General features: G+C 71.5%; 20 protein-coding genes and 1 tRNA gene. 10 read left to right on the top strand and 11 right to left on the bottom strand.

What is annotated here, in order from left to right; genetic code table 11:
- Positions 1–32 precede the first annotated feature (32 nt).
- Positions 33–106, top strand: a tRNA-Leu gene (locus tag D0D15_RS20915).
- A 98-nt stretch (positions 107–204) separates the two neighbouring features.
- Here D0D15_RS20915 and D0D15_RS20910 read toward each other — a convergent pair.
- From D0D15_RS20910 to D0D15_RS20890, 5 genes are all read right to left on the bottom strand, one after another.
- Complete coding sequence (locus D0D15_RS20910; protein ID WP_094008331.1) at positions 205–447, bottom strand: hypothetical protein; 243 nt, start codon at positions 445–447, stop codon at positions 205–207.
- Between the two features lie 83 nt (positions 448–530).
- The gene (locus D0D15_RS20905) at positions 531–1,268 is read right to left on the bottom strand and encodes an HAD-IA family hydrolase (RefSeq protein ID WP_233157488.1); all 738 of its coding nucleotides are present in this window, start codon (positions 1,266–1,268) and stop codon (positions 531–533) included.
- Between the two features lie 490 nt (positions 1,269–1,758).
- A complete protein-coding gene (locus D0D15_RS20900; protein WP_094008332.1) occupies positions 1,759–3,396 on the bottom strand; it encodes a hydantoinase B/oxoprolinase family protein in 1,638 nt (545 codons plus the stop codon).
- Positions 3,393–5,435, bottom strand: a complete 2,043-nt coding sequence (locus D0D15_RS20895; protein WP_094008333.1) for a hydantoinase/oxoprolinase family protein — start codon at positions 5,433–5,435, stop codon at positions 3,393–3,395. The genes D0D15_RS20900 and D0D15_RS20895 overlap by 4 nt, the downstream gene beginning before the upstream one ends.
- Positions 5,436–5,469: 34 nt before the next feature.
- Positions 5,470–6,810, bottom strand: coding sequence for an MFS transporter (locus D0D15_RS20890; protein WP_198958364.1), 1,341 nt, complete (start codon positions 6,808–6,810; stop codon positions 5,470–5,472).
- Positions 6,811–6,947: 137 nt separating this feature from the next.
- Here D0D15_RS20890 and D0D15_RS20885 point away from each other — a divergent pair, with 137 nt between their 5' ends.
- Positions 6,948–7,964, top strand: coding sequence for a LacI family DNA-binding transcriptional regulator (locus D0D15_RS20885; RefSeq protein ID WP_094008334.1), 1,017 nt, complete (start codon positions 6,948–6,950; stop codon positions 7,962–7,964).
- A 39-nt stretch (positions 7,965–8,003) separates the two neighbouring features.
- On the opposite strand, the gene D0D15_RS20880 is transcribed toward D0D15_RS20885, so the two are convergent.
- Positions 8,004–9,053 (bottom strand): NAD(P)-dependent alcohol dehydrogenase, encoded by a 1,050-nt coding sequence (locus tag D0D15_RS20880; protein ID WP_094008335.1) that lies wholly within the window; start codon positions 9,051–9,053, stop codon positions 8,004–8,006.
- Positions 9,054–9,158: 105 nt separating this feature from the next.
- Here D0D15_RS20880 and D0D15_RS20875 point away from each other — a divergent pair, with 105 nt between their 5' ends.
- On the top strand, positions 9,159–9,758 hold the full coding sequence (locus tag D0D15_RS20875) for a TetR/AcrR family transcriptional regulator (protein ID WP_094008336.1): 600 nt from the start codon (positions 9,159–9,161) through the stop codon (positions 9,756–9,758).
- Positions 9,759–9,765: 7 nt separating this feature from the next.
- On the opposite strand, the gene D0D15_RS20870 is transcribed toward D0D15_RS20875, so the two are convergent.
- A complete protein-coding gene (locus D0D15_RS20870; protein WP_162830623.1) occupies positions 9,766–9,996 on the bottom strand; it encodes a hypothetical protein in 231 nt (76 codons plus the stop codon).
- A gap of 25 nt (positions 9,997–10,021) precedes the next feature.
- The gene (locus D0D15_RS20865; RefSeq protein ID WP_094008337.1) at positions 10,022–10,474 is read right to left on the bottom strand and encodes a winged helix-turn-helix transcriptional regulator; all 453 of its coding nucleotides are present in this window, start codon (positions 10,472–10,474) and stop codon (positions 10,022–10,024) included.
- A gap of 50 nt (positions 10,475–10,524) precedes the next feature.
- On the opposite strand from D0D15_RS20865, the gene D0D15_RS20860 reads away from it, so the two are divergent.
- Together D0D15_RS20860 and D0D15_RS20855 are read left to right on the top strand one after the other, a co-directional pair.
- Positions 10,525–11,748, top strand: coding sequence for an MFS transporter (locus tag D0D15_RS20860; RefSeq protein ID WP_425266794.1), 1,224 nt, complete (start codon positions 10,525–10,527; stop codon positions 11,746–11,748).
- A gap of 59 nt (positions 11,749–11,807) precedes the next feature.
- A complete protein-coding gene (locus D0D15_RS20855) occupies positions 11,808–13,334 on the top strand; it encodes an Nramp family divalent metal transporter (protein ID WP_094008402.1) in 1,527 nt (508 codons plus the stop codon).
- On the opposite strand, the gene D0D15_RS20850 is transcribed toward D0D15_RS20855, so the two are convergent.
- Positions 13,331–14,497 carry a metallophosphoesterase gene (locus tag D0D15_RS20850; RefSeq protein WP_094008339.1) on the bottom strand — a complete coding sequence of 389 codons (1,167 nt, stop codon included), beginning with the start codon at positions 14,495–14,497 and terminating at the stop codon, positions 13,331–13,333. The genes D0D15_RS20855 and D0D15_RS20850 overlap by 4 nt on opposite strands.
- 101 nt (positions 14,498–14,598) lie before the next feature.
- On the opposite strand from D0D15_RS20850, the gene D0D15_RS20845 reads away from it, so the two are divergent.
- Genes D0D15_RS20845 through D0D15_RS20830 form a run of 4 tightly spaced genes read left to right on the top strand, consistent with a single transcriptional unit; the run spans position 14,599 to position 18,873 of the window.
- Positions 14,599–16,014 (top strand): ABC transporter substrate-binding protein, encoded by a 1,416-nt coding sequence (locus tag D0D15_RS20845; protein ID WP_198958365.1) that lies wholly within the window; start codon positions 14,599–14,601, stop codon positions 16,012–16,014.
- A gap of 3 nt (positions 16,015–16,017) precedes the next feature.
- Positions 16,018–17,055 (top strand): ABC transporter ATP-binding protein, encoded by a 1,038-nt coding sequence (locus D0D15_RS20840; RefSeq protein ID WP_094008340.1) that lies wholly within the window; start codon positions 16,018–16,020, stop codon positions 17,053–17,055.
- Position 17,056: 1 nt separating this feature from the next.
- Positions 17,057–17,995: a carbohydrate ABC transporter permease gene (locus D0D15_RS20835; RefSeq protein ID WP_115944675.1), complete on the top strand. Its 939-nt coding sequence runs from the start codon at positions 17,057–17,059 to the stop codon at positions 17,993–17,995.
- Positions 17,992–18,873 (top strand): carbohydrate ABC transporter permease, encoded by an 882-nt coding sequence (locus tag D0D15_RS20830; protein ID WP_094008342.1) that lies wholly within the window; start codon positions 17,992–17,994, stop codon positions 18,871–18,873. Before D0D15_RS20835 ends, D0D15_RS20830 begins: the two co-directional genes overlap by 4 nt.
- A 27-nt stretch (positions 18,874–18,900) precedes the next feature.
- On the opposite strand, the gene D0D15_RS20825 is transcribed toward D0D15_RS20830, so the two are convergent.
- Both D0D15_RS20825 and D0D15_RS20820 read right to left on the bottom strand, forming a co-directional pair.
- Positions 18,901–20,457, bottom strand: a complete 1,557-nt coding sequence (locus D0D15_RS20825; RefSeq protein WP_094008343.1) for a BCCT family transporter — start codon at positions 20,455–20,457, stop codon at positions 18,901–18,903.
- A gap of 26 nt (positions 20,458–20,483) precedes the next feature.
- Entirely contained in the window at positions 20,484–20,969 is a 486-nt protein-coding gene (locus D0D15_RS20820; RefSeq protein ID WP_094008344.1) for a flavin reductase family protein, read from the bottom strand.
- Positions 20,970–21,112: 143 nt separating this feature from the next.
- Between D0D15_RS20820 and D0D15_RS20815 the strand changes: the two genes are divergently transcribed.
- A complete protein-coding gene (locus D0D15_RS20815) occupies positions 21,113–21,757 on the top strand; it encodes a GntR family transcriptional regulator (protein WP_094008345.1) in 645 nt (214 codons plus the stop codon).
- The last annotated feature ends 5 nt before the right edge of the window (positions 21,758–21,762 follow it).

The following is a 21,762-nucleotide window of genomic DNA, read 5'->3' as shown; positions in this document are numbered from 1 at the left end:
GGTGGGCGGGGCGCGTAAAGTCTGGCTGCGCCGCCCCCGTAGCCCAACTGGCAGAGGCAACGGATTCAAAACCCGTCCAGTGTGAGTTCGAATCTCACCGGGGGCACTCGCGGGATGCACACAGGCCCTGACCTGGGTTGCTCGACGGGCAGTTGCCTCGGCGAGGATCCTGCCGTCCTGCCCACCGCGCGGGAACGACACTTGTCACGCAAGGGGCGGAAGCCAGTCCCAGGCTCCTTCCGATTCTCGGAGTTGCCGGAAGATTTCCGCAAAACCCGCTTCAATCGACGCCGAGTCCGTCCGGACGAACCTTCCGTCTCCCAGCGCCGGGCCGGAAGCCAACACCATCCAGGGTCTTCCGCCGTCCGCCAGCCTCTCGTGATCCAGTTTGAGCAGAACCGTCAAGCCCCGTCGGCCGAGCTCCTTCATGACGGGTTCGATCTCCATTTGGCACTCCATCCTCCCCACGCCGCGGGCATGGGCCCCTTCGGATCCCCCGAGAACCGGCGTTTCCGGTCCGGCTCACCTCGTTACGACGCGCGCGCGAAGGCCTCGTCGGCCGCGTCGGCGAACTCGGCCATCGACGTGAACTCGAGGTCGTAGCTCCACTCCTCGCGGGGCTCGGGGGTCGCGCCCCAGCCGGGCCGGTCGTGCCGGCGGTTGATCCACACCGACGGCAGACCCTCGCGCCTGGCCGGCACGTGGTCGTGGAACAGGCTCTGCGCCACGTGCAGCAGGCGGTCGCGCTGCACACCGAGCCGGGGCAGGGTGGCGTCCAGCGCCCGGAAGTGGTTCGGCGCGGGCTTGTACGCGCCGACGTCCTCGGCGGTGATCACGGCCGCGAAGTCACCGCGCAGGTGCCGGTTGCTGCCGGCGAAGCCGTCGCGGTGCACGTTGGACAGGATGATCAGCCGGTAGTGCCGGGCCAGCCGGGCCAGCGCGCCGGCGGAGTCGGGGAAGGCCGGCCAGTCCGGCACCGAGTCGCCCAGCCGCCGCGCCCACTCGTCGCTCACCGGCCGCCCGAGCCGGTCCCCGGTCCGGCGGAACGCGGTGGCGAGGACCAACGGGTAGCGCGCGGCCGGGGTTTCCCGCTCCACCGCGGCCTCGTTGTCGGCGTAGGCGAGCAGCAGTTCCTCGTCGGTCAGGCCGAGTCCCTGTTCCCGGGCCCAGGGCGCCAGGACCGCGGCGATTCCGGTCTCCCAGTCGATGAGGGTGCCGTAGCAGTCGAAGCTGAGGGCCTCGTACGCGGTCAGGTCCAGGCCGGTCATGGTGCGGCTCCTTAGTGATACGGAGGGACGACGCCGAAGTCCAGCTTGGCCAAGTCCGGGCCGCAGCGCAGCCCGGCGGGCGGAGGGTTCACCGGCTCGGCTCGCTCCGAAACAACTACGACACGTTGAGCTGAAGCGGGCCCCACCCTGGTGGGTAGCCTGTTCACGGACCGGGCGGCGTCCTGTTCTTCACGCATCACGACGTCAGCGAGCCGACGGTCGAGTTGGAGGTTTGGGACGGAGAACCGGTCCGCGGCCCTGATTCCGCGTGGCGAAACGAAGGACGCCGAGACCAGCGTGCAACGGTGGCTCGTCCCGATTTGGTGAGATGCACCCGGCCCGCGCGACCAGATCGCGGCGCCGGAACGAGCGGAGGGGTCGGGCGTGAAGGCCCCTTGGCTCGAGTCTCCATCCGCAACCGGAGCACGGGCCGCCGCTCGTGGTGGTCCACCAGCCAAGGCGACCGTCGCCGGCGGCCGGGTGGCGCCGGTCAGGGCCGGCGCGTGATCAGCCCCTGGGCCAGATCCGACTCGACCGCCGCCGGGTCGCGATCGGCCGCCTCACCGTAGCCTCCGCCTCCCCCGGACTCGCACCGCAGCACGTCGCCCTTGTGGACGCGCAGGCTGTTCACCTTGAGCATCTCCCGCTCGCCGGGGGTGCCCGGGTTGAGCACGACCCGGGGCGGCGCACCGGCCTCACCGCCGAACACGCCCCACGCCGGGGTCACCGACCGCTCCCACCACAGCGACAGGTCCTGATCGGCCTCCATCGTGTACTCGCGGATCACCCCGTTCCCACCGCGCCAGCGGCCGGCACCCCCGGAGTCGGGCCGGATGCGGTACTCGTCGACCCGCACCGGGTACAGCGTCTCGACCACCTCGATCGGCAGATCGCGCAACGACCCGTTCACGTTGTTGATCAGCGCGGTCTCACCGTCACCGCCGCGCCAGGCGCCCCATCCGCCGACCGTCGCCTCCAGCGTCACGAACGGCTCCCCGGTGCGCGGGTTGTCGCCGGCGAACTGGACGATCATCGAATCGCCGTAGCTGGCCGCCGCGACCTGCTCCGGCATCGCCGGCGCGAGCGCCCGCACCACCAGGTCGATCAGCATGCCGAGGCTGGAGTAGTAGTACTGGCAGGCCGCCGGCTCGCGGGCGCCCAGCATCGACCCGTCGCGGACCTTCACCTCCAGCGGCGCGAACGACCCGCCGTTGAGGCTGATCGACGGGGAGATCAGCAGCTTGTACCCGACGCGGGCGGCCGAGACGGCCTGGGACCGCCCGCAGTTGACCGGCCCGGTCGTCTGGTCGGCGCAGTCGGTGAGATCGATGGTCATCCGCTCGCCGTCGACGGTGACCCGGACGGTGACCTCCAGCGGCGTCCCCAGGTCGATCGCGTCGTTGTCCAGGTACCCGGTCGCCTCGTAGGTGCCGTCCGGGATCGCCGCGACCCGCTCGCGTTCCAGCCGCTCGGTCTGGGCGAAGATCTCCGCACGGGCGGCCTCGATGGTCTCCGCCCCGAACCGCTCGAACAGCTCCCCCAGCCGGCGCACGCCCATCCGCGCGCACGCCACCTGCGCCCGCATGTCCCCCAGCGTGACGTACGGGAAGCGCACGTTGGAGGCGATCAGGCGCAGCACGTCCGGGTTCTCCTCGCCGCCGACCACGATCCGGGTCGGCCCCATGCGCAGGCCCTCCTGGTAGATCGTGGTCGAGTCCATCGACCCGCCGGGGTCCTTGGACCCCATGTCGATCCAGTGCGCGCGGGACGCGGCGAACCCGGCCAGCTCACCGCCGACGAAGATCGGCGCGTACACGGTGCAGTCGTTGAGGTGGGTGCCGCCGATGTAGGAGTCGTTGAGCACCCACACGTCGCCGGGCTGCCACACCCGCGCGCCGAACTCGGCCTCGGTGTAGCGGGTGCACTCCTCCAGGTTGCCGAGGAAGATCGGCAGGCCGGAGGACTGGCCGAGCACCCGGTGCTCGCGGTCCAGCAGGGCGACCGCGCAGTCCTTGCCCTCGTAGATGGTCGGCGTGTACGAGGACCGGATCAGGGTCATGTTCATGTCCTCGGCGGCCTGGATCAGCGCCGAGCGGATGATTTCCGTGGTGACCGGGCTCGGCGTCATGCCAGCTCCTCCGCGTCCAGGGTGATGATCAGGAATCCGTGGTCGTCGACCCGCAGCAGGGCGCCCGGGGGCACGACGGTGGTCGAGGTTTCCTCGTGCACGATCGCCGGGCCCGCCAGCGTGGCCCCGAGGGGCAGCGTGGACCGCGCGACGATCGAGGTCGGCACCGCGGTGCCGTCGAAGACGACGGCGCGCACCACCTCCTCGCCCGGGTCCGCGACGGCGGGCGGCTCGCCCGGTGTCCGGTCCACCAGCCCGCGGGCGGTGGTGCGGATGGTGACGAACTGGACCGGGGCGCCGGGGGTGGCGTGCCCGTAGCGCTGGTGGTGCGCCTGGGCGAAGCGGTCCTCGATGGCGGCGGGGAACTCCGGCGCGGTCACGTCCTCGCCGGGCAGGATCGGCACGGTGAGGGTGTAGTCCTGGCTCTCGTACCGCATGTCCAGACCGTGGGTGACCTCGCGGCGCTCCGGGGCGATGCCCTGCTCCCCCAGCGCGGCCCGCGCCTGGCTGTCCAAGGTGGACAGTGCGGCCGCGAGCGCGGCGGTGTCGAGGCTCTGGCTCGTGGCGAAGAACTGCTGCGTGAAGTCGCGGCGCACGTCGGCTTCGAGCATGCCCCACGCCGAGAACGCGCCGGGGAACCGCGGCACGACCACCTCGCGGACGCCGATCTCGCGGGCGATGAACGCCGCGTGCATCGGCCCGGCACCCCCGAAGGCGAGCAACGCGAACTGGGCCGGTTCGCGGCCGTGCTCGACGGTCAGGGTGCGGATCGCCTGCGCCATCTTGGCGTTGGACACGTCGCAGATGCCCGAGGCGAGCTCCACCGGGTCCATCCCGAACTCGGCGGCGAGCGCGGTCACCGCCCGGTGCGCCGCGGCGGTGTCCAGCCGCATGCCACCGCCGGCGAAGGACTCCGGATCCACGCGGCCCAGCACGCAGTTCGCGTCGGTCACGGTCGCCTGGGTGCCCCCGCGGCCGTAGCAGGCCGGACCGGGGACGGCGCCCGCCGACTCGGGACCGACGCGCAGCCCGTCGCCCTCGGCGTAGGCGAGCGAACCGCCGCCCGCGCCCACGGTGTGCAGGTTCACCAGCGGCATGAGCAGCGGGAAGCCCTCGCACTCGCCGTCCGGGGACACGTCGGGCCGGTGGTCCATGACCAGCGAGACGTCGAACGACGTGCCGCCCATGTCGATGCAGATGACATCGGGCCTGCCGAGCAGCCTGCTCGCCGCGACACCGCCCATCGTGCCGCCGACCGGGCCGGACAGCAGCGTCTGCAACGGGTGCTCGCGGGCGAAGCCGGCGTTGACCAGCCCTCCGGAGGACTGCATGACGTGCACCGGCACCGCCAGGCCCTTGTCCGCGAAGCGGGTCTCGATCTTGTCCAGGTAGCGGTGCACGGACGGGCCGGTGTAGGCCTCCATCACGGTGGTGGAGGTCCGCTCGTACTCGCGCCATTCCGGGGCGACCTCGTGGGACAGCACCACCAGCGCGTCCTCGCCCAGTTCCTCGCGCAGGATCCGGCCGGCGCGGCGCTCGTGCCCGGAGTTCAGGTAGGCGAACAGGAAGCACACCGCGACCGCGTCGAACCCTTCCGCGCGCACGCGTTTGGCGACCAGCCGCACCGCGTCCTCGTCCAGCGGCTCCAGCTCCTCGCCCGCGGCGGAGAACCGGCCCGCGACTTCGGCGACGGCGTTGCGCGGGACCAGCGGCTCGGGTTTGCGGTAGTGCAGGTCGAACAACCGGTTCCGGTTGCCCCGGGCGATCTGGTAGACGTCCCCGATCCCCTGCGTCGTCAGGATCAGCACTCGCGCGCCGCGCCGTTCCAGCAGCGCGTTGAGGCCCTGCGTCGTGCCGTGCACGAAGAACCCGATGTCTTCGAAGGGCAGCCCGAATCCCTCCAGCGCGTCGAACACGCCCCGGGCCAGGTCGTCCGGGGTGGTGAGGACCTTGCCCGCACGCAGCTCCCGCGTCGTCTCGTCGTAGGTGACGACGTCGGTGAACGTGCCCCCGATGTCCATGGCGACCCGGTAGGTCATGTGGAAACTCCTTGTCGTTGCGGCGGAAACGGCGTCAGTCGAGGGCCCGGCCCTCGGTCTCCGGGAGCGGGAGCACGGCCAGCAGCGCGACGACGAGGAACGCCACGATCGAGCCGATGACGGCGACGGACGGGACGCCGTGGTCCATCATCGCGCCGATGACGGGCACCGAGACCGTGTTGGCCAGCAGGATCGCCGAGGTGATCCACGCGTAGCCGAGACCGCGCAGGCTGGTCGGCAGGGCTTCGCCGGCCCAGGTGTTCCAGATGCCCCACGCGCCGAGCGAGAAGAACGCCAGCACCAGGTTGCCCGCGTACATCTGGCCGGCGTTCGCCGCGATCCCGAACAGCACCCCGCCGGCGGCGGAGGCGAGCACGAACCAGAGGAACACGCGTTTGCGGCCCTGCCGCCGGGTCAGCCACGCGGCCAGCAGGTACCCGGGCACGGACACCAGCTGGGTGACGGCGACGAACCACAGCGCGCCGGACACGCTCATGCCGCGGCCCTGCAACAGCACCGGCAGCCACGTCTGCAACCCCCAGTAGCCCCAGCTGAAGGTGAACGAGACGACGAGCAGCAGGAGGAACCGCGTCCGCACGCGGCCGCGGAAGAGCCCGCGCAGGTCCCCGCCGCGGCCCTCGTGGTCGACCCGGAACCTGGTGTCCTCGCCGATTCCGGCGCCGAGGCGGCGCAACACGCGAGCGGCGTCGGCGTGGCGGCCCTGCTTGGCCAGCCAGTACGGGGATTCCGGCACCCAGCGCAGCACCGCCAGCGCCCACAGCCCGGCGAGCGCGGCCACGATCGCCACGGCCCGCCAGCTGACCGCGCCCAGGGTCTGGCTGACCAGGATGCACAGCAACGTGCCGACCGGGAACCCGATCGACAGCGCGACCGCGCCCTGACCACGCCACCGGGTGGGCAGCAGCTCCAGGAAGTACGGGAACGTCACCGAGTACACGCCGCCGAAGGCGATGCCGGAGGCGAACCGCAGCACCAGGAACATCCAGAACTCCGGCGCCACCCCGGCCAGCAGGGCCAGCGCCGCGTAGATCAGGAGGCTCAGCACGGTGACGCGGCGGCGGCCCAGCCGGTCGATGATCACGCCCCACAGCAGCGCGCCCGGCACCATGCCGAACGCGACGGCCGACAGCGCCCAGCCCAGCCGCGTGTTGTCGACGCCGAAGTCGTCGCCGATGCCGGTCGAGACGTACACGAGCCCGACCTGCTCCCACGCCTCGATGACGAAGGTGAAGAACAGGACCGCGCCCGCGACGAGGTGGGCGCGGCTGAGGGTCATCCGGTCGCACACGTCGCCGACGGACACCGGCGCGGCGCGGTCGCTGTCCGGGATGGCTGCTCCGCCCTCGGAGGTCATCGCCCACCACCTTCGTCAAAACGATTTGATGATTCGGGCCATGAAACGCGCCCGCGGCCGGGACTGTCAAGAGCCGGACGGGTCGTGGGCGATACTGGGTGCCGGGTCCAGGGTGTCCGGACAGGAGGGTGGGCGGGGTGAGCAGACCGGCCGCGAAGGTCACGATCCGGGAGGTGGCCGAACGCGCCCAGGTCGCGATCAGCACCGTGTCGCACGCGTTCTCCGGCAGCAGGCCGATTTCGCAGGCCACCCGGGAACGCGTCCTGCGCGCCGCCGCCGAGCTGGGCTACGACCCGAACCCGAGCGCGCGCTCGCTGCGCACCGGGCGGTCCGGCATCGTCGGCCTGGTGCTGCGGCCGCGCTACGCGGTCACCGGCACCCCGGACCGGGCCGAAACGTTCAACCGCCTGGTGGGCTCGATCGCCACCGAGATGCTGCGGCGCAAGACCGGGCTGATCCACGTGCCCGACATCGACGACCCGTCGGTCGCGCGGGTGCCCATGGACGGCTGCATCGTGGCCCACCCGTACGGCGACGACTCGGTGCTCACGGAACTGACGCGCCGCGGGATCCCGGTGGTCACCGTCGAGGAGGACCCGGAGCGGCCCGGCTTCCCGTGGGCCGTCCGCCTCGACTACCCGGCGGTCGTCACCGCGCTGCTGGACCACCTGCGCGAGCAGGGCGCGCGCCGGATCACGCTGTTCACCGGCACCGAGGACAACGCGTGGAACCGGCGCACGAGGGAGACCTACCTCGCGTGGTCGGCCCGGCGCCGCCGCACACCGCGGGTCGAGGTGCTCAGCGAGGGCCTGACCCCGGACGACGCGGCGGCGGCGGTGCGTCCGCTGCTGACCGGCCGAAGCCGCCCGGACGCGGTCATCATCGCCACCAGTGACTTCGCGGCGCTGGTGACGCGCGTCGCGGCCGCCGAGGGGCTGGCGGTTCCGGACGATCTGATGGTCGCCTCGCTCACCGACACCGAGCACTCCCGCACCGCGTCCCCGCCGATCACCGCGATGGACCTCAACCACGAGAAGCTCGCCGAGCACGCGGTCGAACTGATGCTCGCGCGGCTGTCCGGGGCGGGGGAACCCCGGGAACCACTGGTCATCGCCCCGGTGCTGCACCTGCGCGCGTCCACCCGGCGCGCGTGACCGTCCCGGTAGGACGGTCAGGCGCGCCGGGGCGGATCGTCACGCGCCGATCGTGGACGCGTCGATCACGAAGCGGTAGCGCACGTCGCTGTTGTCCACGCGCTCGTAGGCCTCGTTGACCTGATCGGCGGAGATCGTCTCGATCTCGGCGCCGATGCCGTGCTCGGCGCAGAAGTCGAGCATCTCCTGGGTCTCGGCGATCCCGCCGATCATCGAACCGGCCAGCACCCTGTTGCCGCCCAGCAGCGAGAACGCGTTGTAGGACAACGGTTCGCCGGGAGCACCGACGTTGACCATCGCGCCGCCGACGCGCAGCAGGCCCAGGTAGGCGTCGACCGGCAGCTTGGCCGACACGGTGTTGAGGATCAGGTCGAACCGGCCGCGCAGCGCCTCGAACGTGCCCTCGTCGCTGGTCGCGTAGTAGCCGGTGGCGCCCAGGCGCAGGCCGTCCTCCCGCTTCTTCAGGCTCTGGCTGAGCACGGTGACCTCGGCGCCCATCGCGGCCGCGAGCTTGACCGCCATGTGGCCGAGCCCGCCGAGCCCGACCACGGCGACCTTCTTGCCCGGGCCCGCGCCCCACTGCCGCAGCGGCGAGTAGGTGGTGATCCCGGCGCACAGCAGGGGTGCGGCGACGTCGAGGCCGATGCCCTCGGGGATCCGGCACACGAAGGCTTCCTTGACGACGATCTGCCTGCTGTAGCCGCCGTAGGTCTTCTCGCCGTCGAAGCCGACGCCGTTGTAGGTCTGGACGTTGCCCCGCACGCAGAACTGCTCGGTGCCGGCCCGGCAGTACTCGCACTCGCCGCACGAGTCGACCATGCAGCCGACGCCGACGCGGTCGCCGACCCGGTACTTCGTCACCTCGGGGCCGACGGCGGCGACGACACCGGCGATCTCGTGGCCGGGCACCATCGGGAAGATCGCCTCGCCCCAGTCCTCGCGGGCCTGGTGGATGTCGCTGTGGCAGATGCCGGCGAAGGCGATGTCGATCAGCACGTCGTCCGGTCGCAGGTCCCGCCGCTCGATGGTGGTGGGCGCCAGGGGCGCGCCCGGCGACGGGACAGCGATAGCGTGCGTGGTCGTGGTCATGAATCCTCCGGGAAACGCCGTTTCGGGGCATACTGTAAGAGCCCTCATACATCAACGACGTAAGAGGGCTCTTACATATTCCGGCCGGGGGATGTGATCCACGCCATGGGCGGCAAGTACCACCACGGCAACCTGCGTGACGAGCTCGTCCGGGTGTCCCTCGACCTGATCGCCGAGCGGGGCGTGGCCGGCTTCTCCGTGGCCGAGGTCGCGCGGCGCGCCAAGGTCAGCCCGGGCGCGCCCTACCGGCACTTCCCGGAGCGGGAGAGCCTGCTGGCCGCCGTCGCCGCCACCGTGGCCGGCCAGCTGGCCGGCGAGGTGCGGGCCGCGATCGAGCGGGAGGCCGGCCCGGCCGACGCGCTGGCCGCGGCGGCCGGCGCCTACACCGCCTACCTGATCCGGCGGCGCGCCGGCATGAACCTGATCTACGCCGAGGGCCTGCACGGCCCCGGGTACACCGAGCTGCACGAGAACACCCGCGTGCTGACCGACCAGTTCCTCATGCTGTGCCTGCGCCTGTGCGACGAGCCTACGGAGGCGCTCGAGCTGATGGAGCAGCTGTTCACCCAGGCGCACGGCTACGGCATGTTCTGGCTCGACGGGGTCTTCGTCAAACACGGCTACCCGCCGGAGCAGGTGGTCGCCAAGTCGATCGCGGCGGCCCGGGTGATGATCGAAGGCCACCGCGCCACCACGGGCCGGTAGCGGCCGGTCAGTCCGCGGGGCCCCGCAGGGTCAGCACGACCCGCAGCACGTGCTCGACGGCCGCGGCGAACATCGTGCCGCGCAGTTCCCGCCGCTCGGCCAGGTTGCGGGAGGCGAACTCCAGCACGGTGCCCGGGCCGGCCTTGCGCACCACCAGCTCGGCGATCTCCTCGAGGTCGAGGTCCGGGTGGTCCAGCCGCGTCAGGGCGACCTCCACCAGCAGTTCCTCGTCCGTCACGCCGACCCGCCGCACGCTTCGCACACTACTTGCGCACCGAGGTCGTGTCACTGGTCAGCGGCCGTCCGTCCGCGGCCACCGGGACCACCGGCGGCACGAGCGCGCCCTCCTCGTCGACCAGCACGGAATGCGTCTCCCCGGGCCCGTAGGCGTGCCGCTCACCCCATTGCCGGAGCGTGACGATCACCGGGAACAGGTCCTTGCCCGCCGCGGTGAGCGCGTACACCCGGCGCTTGCCCGACGACGCCTCGACCTGCGTGATCAGGCCGTGCGCGGCGAGCCTGCGGAGCCGGTCGGCGAGGATGTTGCGGGCGATGCCGGTGCGCTGCTGGAACTCGGTGAACGAGCGGGCGCCGTCCATCGCGTCCCGGATGATCAGCAGGCTCCACCGGTCCCCGACCACGTCCGCCGCCCGCGCGACCGGGCAGTCCGGATCCGTCCACACGTGACCCTCCCCTGAGTTGCATTGTGAAACCATTCTGCCCTACTCTCCAAAGAGTTGCAATTTGAAACCGAATGGAGGCGCGGGTGGGCAGGGGAACGAGGCTGCTGCTGGCGGTGGTGTGCGGGGTGGCGGTCGCCGGGGTCTACGCCGGGCAGCCGGTGCTCGGGCCGATGGGGCACGACCTCGGTGTCCCCCGCGATTCGGTCGGCTGGCTGGTGGCCGCCGGGCAGCTCGGCTACCTCGCCGGGCTGGTGCTGCTGGTGCCGCTGGGCGACCTGCTCGACCGCAGGCGCCTCATCGCCGCGCACCTCGGGCTGGTGGCGGCCGGGCTGGCGATCACCGCGGCCGCGCCGGTCGCGTGGATGGCGTTCGGCGGCCTCGCCCTGGCAGGCGCGTTCGCCGTGGTGGTGCAAACCGCCGTCGCCTACGCGGCCGCGATCTCCCCGCCCGGCGAGCGCGGGCGCACCCTCGGCGTCGTCACCTCCGGCGTGGTGGTCGGCATCCTCGGCGCCCGGGTGGTCACCGGAAGCGTGGCGGACGCCTGGGGCTGGCGCGGCAGCTACCTCGCCCTGGCGGTCCTCGCCACCGTCCTCGGCGTGCTCACCCTGGTCGCGCTGCCGCCGGACGTCCGCGCCGGCGGCGAACGGTACGGGCGGATCCTCCGGTCGCTGGCCGGGCTGTTCACCCGGCCGGTGTTCCTCGGCCGCGGGCTGATCGCGTTCTTCCTCTTCGCCTCCTTCGGCACGCTGTGGAGCGGTCTGGCGCTGCCCCTGGCCGGTGCGCCGTGGCACTTCAGCGAGGCGCAGATCGGGCTGTTCGGGGTGGCCGGGCTCGCCGGCGCGCTGGGCGCCGCCCGGTCCGGGCGCTGGGCCGACGCCGGGCACGCGGGCCGGGTCGGCGGCGTCGCGCTGGTCCTGCTGATCGGCTCCGTGCTCGCGATCGGGCAGCTCGGCTGGTCGCTGCCGCTGCTGATCGCCGGGGTGATCGTGCTCGACTTCGCCGTGCAGGCGGTGCACGTCGGCAACCAGCACGTCCTCACGAGCGCCTTCCCCAGCCGCACCAGCAGCACGATCGGCGGCTACATGGTCTTCTACTCGCTCGGCTCGGCGCTCGGCGCCGCCGCGACGACCGCGCTGTTCGACGCCGCGGGCTGGAGCGGCCCCACGCTGCTCGGCGCGGCGTTCGCGCTGTGCGCCCTGGTCACGTGGGCACTCGCCGAACGGCGGGCTGGGCGATCGCGACCCGGCGAGCAGCCACCTGAGCACGCCTCCGGAGCCGAAGGTCACGACTTGCGCGCGACCCCTTGACCCGGCGCACACCCGGGTGCTTACTGCCCGGAAAGTCCGTATCGGGCTCGGAGGTGGTCATGGTCGACGCATCCGGAAGGCCGGTTCCCCCGGCCGCGGTCGGTGAGTACCAGATCGGCGTCAGCAGGCCCCCGCTCGCGGTGGACGACCTGCCGGAGCCGGAGGAGGTGTTCCGGGTCCGCCGCCTCGGCGCGGTGCAGATCGTCCAGTTCGTGATCGGCCCGAGCCTCATCGCGCTGGGCATCTCCATCGGCAGCGGCGAGTGGCTGCTGGGGCCGCAGGCGGTGGGCACGTTCGGGTTCGTCGGGGTCGGCTGGGTCATCACGGTGTCGGCGCTGCTGCAGACCTTCTACAACGTCGAGGTCTCCCGCTACGTCGTCGCCACCGGAGAGGTGCCCATCGTCGGCTTCGGGCGGGTGCCGCCGGGCGCCAAGCTGTGGATCCCGTTCTCCCTGCTGGTGCTGTACTTCGCGTTCATCTTCGGCGGCTGGGCGGCCGGCGCGGGCCAGGGGCTGTTCGCGCTGATCGCCGGGCGGCCGCACCGGCCCGGCGAGCTGGAGTACGTCCGCCTGCTGGGCATCGGGCTGCTGCTGGTGGTCTTCCTGATCACGGTGCTGGCGCGCAAGATCTCCCGCACGCTGGAGCTGGCGAACTGGCTGATGGTCGGCACCCTGCTGCTGGTCCTGCTGGTCGTCACGATCACGGTCGTGCCCGGATCGGTGTGGTGGGACGGCGTGCGCGGCCTGGTGACGCCGGCCGCGCCCCCGGAGGGCATCACCGCGACCCAGCTCGGCGGGCTGGCCGGGTTCACCGCGCTGGCGTCCGGGCTGAACTGGTACGTGATGAACCACTACCGCGACAAGGGTTACGGCATGGGCTACCGCGTCGGGTTCATCTCCGGCCTGCGCGGCGGGCGGACCGAGCTGCGCCACTCCGGCGTGACGTTCCCGGACGACGCGGCGAACACCAGCCGGTGGAAGCGGTGGTACCGGCTGCTGCTGATCGACCTGTGGGGCGTGTTCTTCGTGGGCGCGATGGTCGGCATGCTGCTGCCGACCGTGCTGATGTCGCACATCGTGGCGACCAGCGGGCAACGGCCGACGTCGGCCAACGTCCCGACGTTCACCGCCACCCAGCTCGGCGCCCAGTACGGGTCGTGGATGTTCTACCTGATGCTGGTCGTCGGCGTGCTGGTGCTGTTCTCCACGCAGCTGGGCATCTTCGAGGCGCTGGTGCGCAACTTCACCGACGCCACGCACGCGAGCAGCCCGCGCATCCGCCGCCTCATCGAGGGCGACCCGCGGCGGTTCTACTTCCCGTTCATGCTGGTCGTGCTGGCGGTGATCGCCGGGGCGATGCACCTGGCCCTGCCCACGGACCTGGTCCAGACCTCGGCGAACATGTCGAACCTGGGCGCGCTGATCTTCCCGTTCGCGCTGATGTACCTGAACTCGCGGCTGCCGAAGGCGGCGCGGCCACGGCCGTGGCACTACGTGATCCTGCTGCTGAACTTCGCGTTCTTCGGGTTCTTCTTCATCAACTTCGTGTACGAGCTGTTCACCGGGAGCGCCCTGGTCAAGTTCTAGAGCGACGCCAGGCGGACCACCGTGATGTCGGGCGGGGCGCCGACCCGCACCGGTGGTCCCCACGCGCCCGCGCCGCGGGTGACGTAGAGCTGCGTGCCGCCGTGGCGGGTCAGGCCGGCCAGCGTGTGCTGGATGCCGTCCACCACCAGGTGTCCCGGCCAGAACTGCCCGCCGTGGGTGTGCCCGGACAGCTGGAGGTCGACGCCGTGCGCGACGGCCTGGTCGATGACGATCGGCTGGTGCGCGAGCAGCACCGCGGCCCGGGCGGGGTCGCGGCCGCCGAGCGCCTTGGCGAAGTCCGGGCCTTCCCCTTCGCCGGCGCGGACGTCGTTGACCCCGGCCAGGTCGAAGCCGGGCAGCTCGACGCGCTCGTTGGCGAGCAGCCGCATGCCCAGGGTCCGGACGTGGCCGACCCACTGCCCGGCGCCGGAGATGTACTCGTGGTTGCCGGTCACGAAGAAGGTGCCGTGCCGCGACCGCAGCCCGGCCAGCGGCGCCACCGCGGGCGCGAGGTCCTCGACGTCCCCGTCGACCAGGTCCCCCACCACCGCCACCAGGTCCGGCGACGTGGCGTTGATCGTGTCGACGACGTGCTGCGTGAACCCGCGGCCGAGGAGCGGGCCGACGTGGATGTCGCTGACCACCGCGATCCGGAACCCGTCCGCGCTGCGCGGCAGTTTCGCCAGCGGCACCGTCACGTCCAGCACCCGGGGACCGCTGAACAGGCTGTGCGCGCCGTAGCCGACGGTCCCCGCCACCGCGGCCACCGTTGCGCCGCCCACCACCCGCGACACGAACACCCGCCGCGTCACCGCCGTCTCCTCCGGCACCGGCCCGGCGTCGCGGCGGGCGAGCCACCGGCGCAGTAGCGGCCGCACCACCTCGCCGGCCAGCAGGGCCAGCAGCAGGTACACGCACACCGCCATCCAGACGAACCCCGGCCAGGACACGACCCGCACCAGCCAGTACGGCGCCTCGGCCCGCTCGCTCAGGGGCGCGGCCACCATCAGCACCGGCCCGGCCACGAGCACCCCGGTCGCCACCCGTCGCCACACCGAGCCGCGGGGCAGCGCGTCGCGGACCAGGCGGCGCCAGGCCCACCAGTGGAACGCGGCCACCGCCGCCAGCACGACGACGAACACCAGGGCGATGATCACGACCACGCGAAAGCATCCCAGATCGGTTACGGAGTGTGTTACGGATCACATTACCGCTACACTATCTGGCTACGCTTCCCGAGCCACCCCCACGGGGAGGAGTCGAGATGAACGACTTCCTCGGTTCACGGCACAGCAGGCGGGACGTGCTGCGCGCGGCGGCAGCCCTGACGCTGGGGTCGGCGGCGCTGGGCGCCTGCGCCTCGGAGGAGGATCCCGGCGGCACCGGCACCGCTCCCGGGCAGGCGCCGCAGGAGGTCTTCACCGAGCCCGCCACCAGGCTCTCCGGTGACCTGCGGATCCTGCTGTGGAGCCACTTCGTGCCCAGCCACGACGAGTGGTTCGACCGGTTCGCCCGCGACTGGGGCTCCCGCGTCGGCGTCAACGTCACCGTGGACCACATCGACCAGGCCCAGATCCCGACCCGCATCGCGGCCGAGATCCAGGCCCGGCAGGGACACGACCTGATCCAGTACATCGCGACGCTGTCCCAGTTCGAGCCGAGCGTGCTGGACATGAAGGACCTGGTGGCCGAGGCGAACCGGCGCTGGGGCCGGCAGCTGCCGCTGTGCGAGAAGTCCAGCCGCAACCCGGCCACCGGCAAGTTCTACGCCTACTCCCCCGGCTGGGTGCCCGACCCGGGCAACTACCGCCGCTCGCTGTGGGAACCGGTCGGCCTGCCGAACGGACCGTCCACCTGGGACGAGCTGCTCACCGGCGCCGCGGAGATCAAGCGGAGCAAGGGCGTCCCGCTCGGCCTGGGCATGTCGCAGGAGATCGACTCGAACATGGTGCTGCGGGCACTGATGTGGTCCTACGGCGCGTCGGTGCAGGACGAGAACGAGCGCGTGGTGATCAACTCGCCGGAGACGATCGCGGCGATCGAGTACATGACGCGGCTCTACCAGCAGGCGATGACGCCAGAGGTGTTCTCCTGGAACGCGGCCAGCAACAACCAGGGCCTGGTCGCCGGGAAGCTGTCCTACATCGTCAACTCGATCTCCGCCTGGCGCACCGCGGCCACCTCCAACCCGGACGTCGCCGACGACACGTTCTTCGTCCCGGCGCTGCGCGGGCCGCGGGCCGCACTGGCCGCGCAGCACGTGCTCTACAACTGGATCGTCCCGCAGCACGCCACCGGCGCCGACGCGGCGAAGGAGTTCCTGCTGCACTACACCGCCAACTTCAAGGCGGCCACGTACGCCTCGAAGCTCTACGACTTCTGCGCGTGGTCGGGTCTGACGCCGGAGCTGCCGGGCTGGCTGGCCAGCGACCCGTTCGGCTCGAAGCCGCCGGACAAGCTGAAGCTGCTGGCCGACGCGGTCCCGTGGAGCGCCAACATCGGCCACCCCGGCCCGGCGAGCACCGCGATCGGCGAGGTGTTCAGCACGTTCGTGGTGCCCAACATGTTCGCCAGGGCGGCGCGCGGGGAGATGACGCCGCAGCAGTCGGTGGCCGAGGCCGAGAACCAGGTCAACGCCATCTTCGCGAAGTGGCGTGCGGCCGGGCTCGTCGGCGGTTGAGCCATGGCCGTCGTCGAGGTCCGGGAGCTGGTGAAGGAGTTCGACGGCGGGCGGGTGCACGCCATCGACGGCGTGAGCCTGGCCGCCGCGGCCGGCGAGTACCTGGTGCTGCTCGGCCCCTCCGGGTGCGGCAAGACGACGCTGCTGCGCACCATCGCCGGCCTGGAGCAGCCGACCAGCGGCGACGTCCTGATCGGCGGCCACGTGGTGACCGGGCTGCCGCCGCGGGCGCGGCAGATCGCGATGGTGTTCCAGAGCTACGCGCTCTACCCGCACAAGACGGTGCTGGCGAACATCGTCTTCCCGCTGCGCGCGGCCGGGATGGAGCGGGAGGAGCGGGAGCGCAAGGCGCGGTGGGCGGCCGGGCTGCTGGGCATCGAGCCGCTGCTGAACCGCAAGCCGCGGCAGCTCTCCGGCGGCGAGCGGCAGCGGGTGGCACTGGCCCGCGCGATGGTGCGCGATCCGCAGGTGTTCCTGCTCGACGAGCCGCTGTCCAATCTGGACGCCAAGCTGCGGGCCAGCGCCCGGGACGAGCTGAAGCGCTTCCAGGAGGACCTGGGCACCACCACGATCTACGTCACGCACGACCAGGCCGAGGCGATGGGCCTGGGCGACCGGATCGCGGTGCTCAACGCGGGCCGGGTGGTGCAGACCGGCCCGCCGGTGGAGGTCTACGACGACCCGGCCGACACGTTCGTCGCGACGTTCATCGGCTCCCCGCCGATGAACCTCATCCCGCACGACGGCAGGCTCGTCGGGTTCCGCCCGGAGCACCTGCTGCCGGCCGAGGTGGTGCCCGGCGAGCGGGTGACGGTGCCGCTGGAGGTGGACCGCATGGAGTACCTCTCCGGTGACCGGCACGTCTACGGCACGGTGTCGCGCATCGGCGAGCGCACCCGGGTGGTCGCCCGGCTGCCGGCCACTGTGGACACCCCGATCACCGCCGGGCGGACGCATTCCTTCGCCGTGCCCGCGCGGCGGCTGCGGTTCTTCGACTCCCGGACCGGGCAGCGGGCGGCCCCGGTCCGGCTGGACGGCTGACATGGCGACCACCGCGGACACCGCCACCCGGCCCGGGGTGACTCCGGCGCGGCGCCGGATGGCCGACCGGGACGGCGTGCTGGCGTGGGCGTTCCTGGTGCCGAGCATCCTCTACATCGTGGCGTTGATCGGCGTGCCGTTCGTGCTCGCCATCGCGTTCGCGTTCTCCGACGTGAGCGCGGGCGACCCGTCGTTCGACTGGGTGGGGTTGCGCAACTTCGAGGCCGTGCTGGACGACCCGGTGTTCTGGCGCAGCCTGCGCAACACGTTCCTGTTCACGGTCGTGTCGATGGTGCTGATCGTGCTGCTGGGCAAGGTGCTCGCCAACATCCTCGTCGCCGACTTCCGCGGCAAGTGGGTGGTGCGGTTCCTCGTCCTGCTGCCGTGGACGACGCCGGTGGCGCTGTCGTCGATCTCCTGGCTGTGGCTGCTGGACTCGATCTACTCGCCGATCGACTGGGTGCTGCGGCAGTTCGGCGCGCTCGGCCCGGCGCAGAACGTGTACTGGCTGGGCGAGCCGGACCTGGCGATGGGGTCGCTGATCGCGGTGCACGTGTGGCGGCTGACGCCGCTGGCCGCGGTGATCATGATGGCCGGGCTGATGTCCATCCCGAAGGACATCGACGAGGCGGCCCGCGTCGACGGGGCCGGGTACTGGCGCCGGATGTTCGAGATCACGATTCCGCTGGTGCTCGCGGTCGCCGCGATCGCCGCCCTGTTCGGCGCGATCTTCACGTTCACCGACATGGCCGTGGTCCGGGTGCTCACCCGCGGCGGGCCGAACGACGCCACCCAGGTGCTGGCGAGCTGGGCGTTCTACCGCGGCATCGACGGCGGCGACGTGGCCCAGGGCGCGGTCATCGCGTTGTTCCTGTTCCCGCTGCTGCTCGCCGCCGCGGTGCTCATCCTGCGCGCGGTGCGCCGGATCGAGGTGCGATGACGACCGCGGAGGAGGCCGGCCGGCAGCGGCGCCGCTACGCGCGGCGGCACGTCTCGGCGCGCATCGGGCTGTACCTCGCGGCGGTGCTGGCCGCCCTGGTCTGCGCGGCGCCGTTCCTGTGGAGCCTGATCACCGCGTTCAAGCAGAACCGGGACCTGTACAACCCGCTCAACAACCCGTTCCTGTTCAACCGGCCGCCGACGAGCGACCACGTCACCTACCTGTTCACCGACACCGCGTTCGGCACGTTCGTGCTCAACACCCTGCTGGTCGGGGTGCTGGTCGTGCTGATCACGCTCGCGTTCGGGCTGCCCGCCGCGTACGCGCTGGCGCGGCTGGACCGGCCGTGGTCCGGTCCGATGGCGATCGGGATCTTCCTCGTGTACCTGGTGCCGCCGAGCCTGCTGTTCCTGGCGTTGTCGCGGATGGTGGTGGCGGTCGGGCTGCAGGACTCGACGTGGTCGCTGGTGCTGGTCTACCCGACGATCACGATCCCGGTGTCGATGTGGCTGCTGATGGGGTTCCTCAAGACGATCCCGAAGGACATCGAGGAACAGGCGATGGTCGACGGGTACAGCCGGGTGGGCGCGTTCCTGCGGGCGGTGGTGCCGCTGGCGTTCCCCGGCATCGTCGCGGTGGTGGTGTTCGCGTTCACCCTGACGGCCAGCGAGTTCATCTACGCCCTGGCGTTCGTCGCGCCGACGGGCCAGATGCCGGTCAGCACGGGAGTCCCGACGCAACTCATCCGCGGCGACGTGTTCTTCTGGCAGTCACTCCAGGCCGCGACGGTGCTCGTGGCGGTGCCGATCGCGTTCGTGTTCAACTGGTTCCTGGACCGCTTCGTCGCGGGGTTCACGATGGGCGCGGTCAAGGAGTGATCGTCACCTCGCGGCGGGGCGGTGGCCCTAGCTGACCGGCGTCCGTTCCAGCTCCGTCTCCAGCTCCTCCGCCAGAACCTCCTCCCGCGGCTCGGCTCGCAGCTCCTTCCAGAAGGACACCGCGAGCAGCACCAGCAGCACCACGAACGGCGCGCTGGTGATGATCACCGTCGTCTGCAGGGCGTTCAGTCCGCCGGCCAGCAGGAGCACCACCGCGGTCACCCCGGTGAGCACGCCCCACACCACGAGCACCGCCCGCTTCGGCCGTTCCACCCCGTGCGAGGACAGCATCGCCAGCACGTAGGTGTTCGCGTCGGCGCCGGAGACGAAGAACAGCGCCACCAGCACGATCGCGACGAACGACGTCACCCCCGCCAGCGGGAACTGCCCCAGCGTCGCGAAGATCGCGTCCCCCGCCGACGATCCCGCGATGTCCGCGCCGTGGAAGTAGTCCCGCTCGATCGCCGATCCGCCGAACACCGCGAACCACGCGAAGAACACCGTGCTGGGCACCGCGAGCACCGCCACCACGAACTCGCGGATGGTGCGGCCGCGGGAGATCCGCGCCAGGAACACGCCGACGAAGGCGCCCCACGAGATCCACCACGCCATCATGAAGTAGGTCCAGCTCTGCATCCACGGCAGATCACCGAACGCGCTGGTCTTCAGGCTCATCCCGAAGAACCCGTCGGCGTAGGCGCCGACCGACTCCACGAACAGGTTCACCACGAACACGGTCGGCCCCACCGCGAGCAGGAACACGAACAGCAGCGCCGCCAGGCCCATCGTCGTCTCGGACAGGAACCGGATGCCCTTGTGCACGCCGGTCACCGCGGACAGCGTGAACAACCCGGTGACCGCCACGATGATCAGCACCTGCACCAGGGTGGTCGACGGCACGCCCCACAGCGTGGTGAGCCCGCTGTTCATCTGCACCGCGCCCAGGCCGAGCGAGGTCGTCGTGCCGAACATCGTCGAGAAGATCGCCAGGACGTCGATCGCCTTGCCCAGCCACCCGTCGACCCGGCGCCCGAGCACCGGCCGCAGCATCGGGCTCACCAGGCCGCGGCGGCCCTTGCGGTAGGTGGAGAACCCGATCGCCAGTCCGAACACCCCGAAGATCGCCCAGGCGTGCAGGCCCCAGTCGAAGTAGGAGTACTGCAGCGCCAGCACGGCGGCCTCCCGGCTGCCCGGCGCGGCCAGGTCGTGCGGGGGCGCGGCGAAGTGCGCGATCGGCTCGGCGACCCCGTAGGAGATCAGCCCGACGCCCATCACCGCCGCGAGGATCATCGCGTACCAGGACCAGCGGCTGAACTCCGGCCGGTCGCCGGGGCCGCCGAGCCGCCCGCGCCCGTGCCGGGAGCAGGCCAGGTACACCAGGAACAGCAGCATCGCCAGGCTCACCACCAGGTAGGCCCAGCCGAAACCGCCGGTCAGCCAGTCCAGCGCCATCGAGCTGACCGTCGTGAGGTTCTCGGTGAACACGCTCGCCCACACGACGAACAACGCGCAGATGCCGACCGAGACGTAGAACACCGATCCGAGTTTCCCGCTCGCGCGCGGGCCCGATCGCCGGAGAGCCATGGGTGCTCCTTGGGAGGGAGGAGGGGTCAGGCCGGGATCGGCACCAACCCGGAGGGGTCGAACAGCCGTCCCGCGCGGTAGACCAGCGCGGGGGCGTCGGTGGCCGCCGCCTCGACGACACGGCCGAAGAACACGGTGTGGCTGCCGGCGTCCCGGCGTTCGGTCACCTCGGCCTCGGCGGCCGCGGCGACGCCGTCGAGCAGCGGGCTGCCGTGCGGGCCGGGACGCCAGGACAGCGTGGCGAACTTGTCGGCGGCCTTGCTCGCGAACACCGCGACCACGTCCGCCTGGTCCGCGGCGAGGATGTTGACCGCGAAGTGCCCGGCGCGCAGCAGCGCGCCGTGGGTGGTGGAGCTCTTCTGCACGCACACCAGGACGGTCGGCGGGTCCAGCGAGACGCTGCAGAACGCGTTCACCGCGAGGCCGCGCGGCCGGCCGTCGTCGAGGGTGGTGACGACGGTGACTCCGGTGGTGAAGGTCCGGTGGAGTTGGCGTACCACGTCAGCTTGCATGCCAGAGGACGGTAAGCGGGGCCACACTGAGATGTCAACGATTCCGTGTGAAGTGGCTCGTGACCACGGGATTGCCTGCGATCACAAGCTGTTTGCGCCGCGATCGTTGACGAGCCCGCCCGGCGCGGGTTAGCGTCTCTGCCATGCAAGAAGTTCGTCGCGGGGCGCGGGCCCGCGTCCTCGACCAGTTGCGCGACGCGATCATCAAGGGCGAGTACCCGCCCGGCAGCGCGCTCTCCGAGGGCACGCTCGCCGAGACCTACGGCACCAGCCGGACCCCGATCCGGGAGGCCATCCAGCAGCTGCAGTCCGAGGGGCTGGTCGAGGTCGTCCCCCGGGTGGGCACGTTCGTGCGCGAGCCGTCCCGGCGCGAGCTGGGCGAGTTGTTCGAGCTGAAGTCGGTGCTGGAGGGCCTGGGCGCGAACCTGCTGGCCCGCCGCGGCCGCGTCGCCGAGACCGAGCTGCTCGAGGCCAACGTCGAGGAGTCCCGGCTGGCCGTGGCCCGGGGCGACGTGGAGCGGTACGCGAAGCTGGTGCACGACTTCCACGGCCTGCTCATCCAGGGCGCGGACAGCCGCAAGCTCGCCGACCACTACCAGATCCTGATGAACCAGCTGGCATACCACCGGATCGTCGTGTCCACGCTGCGGCACCCGGGCCGGCTCGGCGCCTCGCTCAACGAACACCACCTCGTCCTGGAACGAATCCTGGAAAAGGACGGCTTCGGCGCGGAAGCGGCGATGCGCGATCACGTGCGCTCGTCCCAGCGCGAAGCCATGACCGACTGACCCAC

Origin of the sequence: Amycolatopsis thermalba (genome assembly GCF_003385215.1) — a bacterium.
In the GTDB taxonomy this organism is placed as follows: domain Bacteria; phylum Actinomycetota; class Actinomycetes; order Mycobacteriales; family Pseudonocardiaceae; genus Amycolatopsis_E; species Amycolatopsis_E thermalba.
The sequence above is the reverse complement of the archived record's forward strand: the minus strand, read 5'-3'. Positions and strand labels throughout refer to the sequence as shown.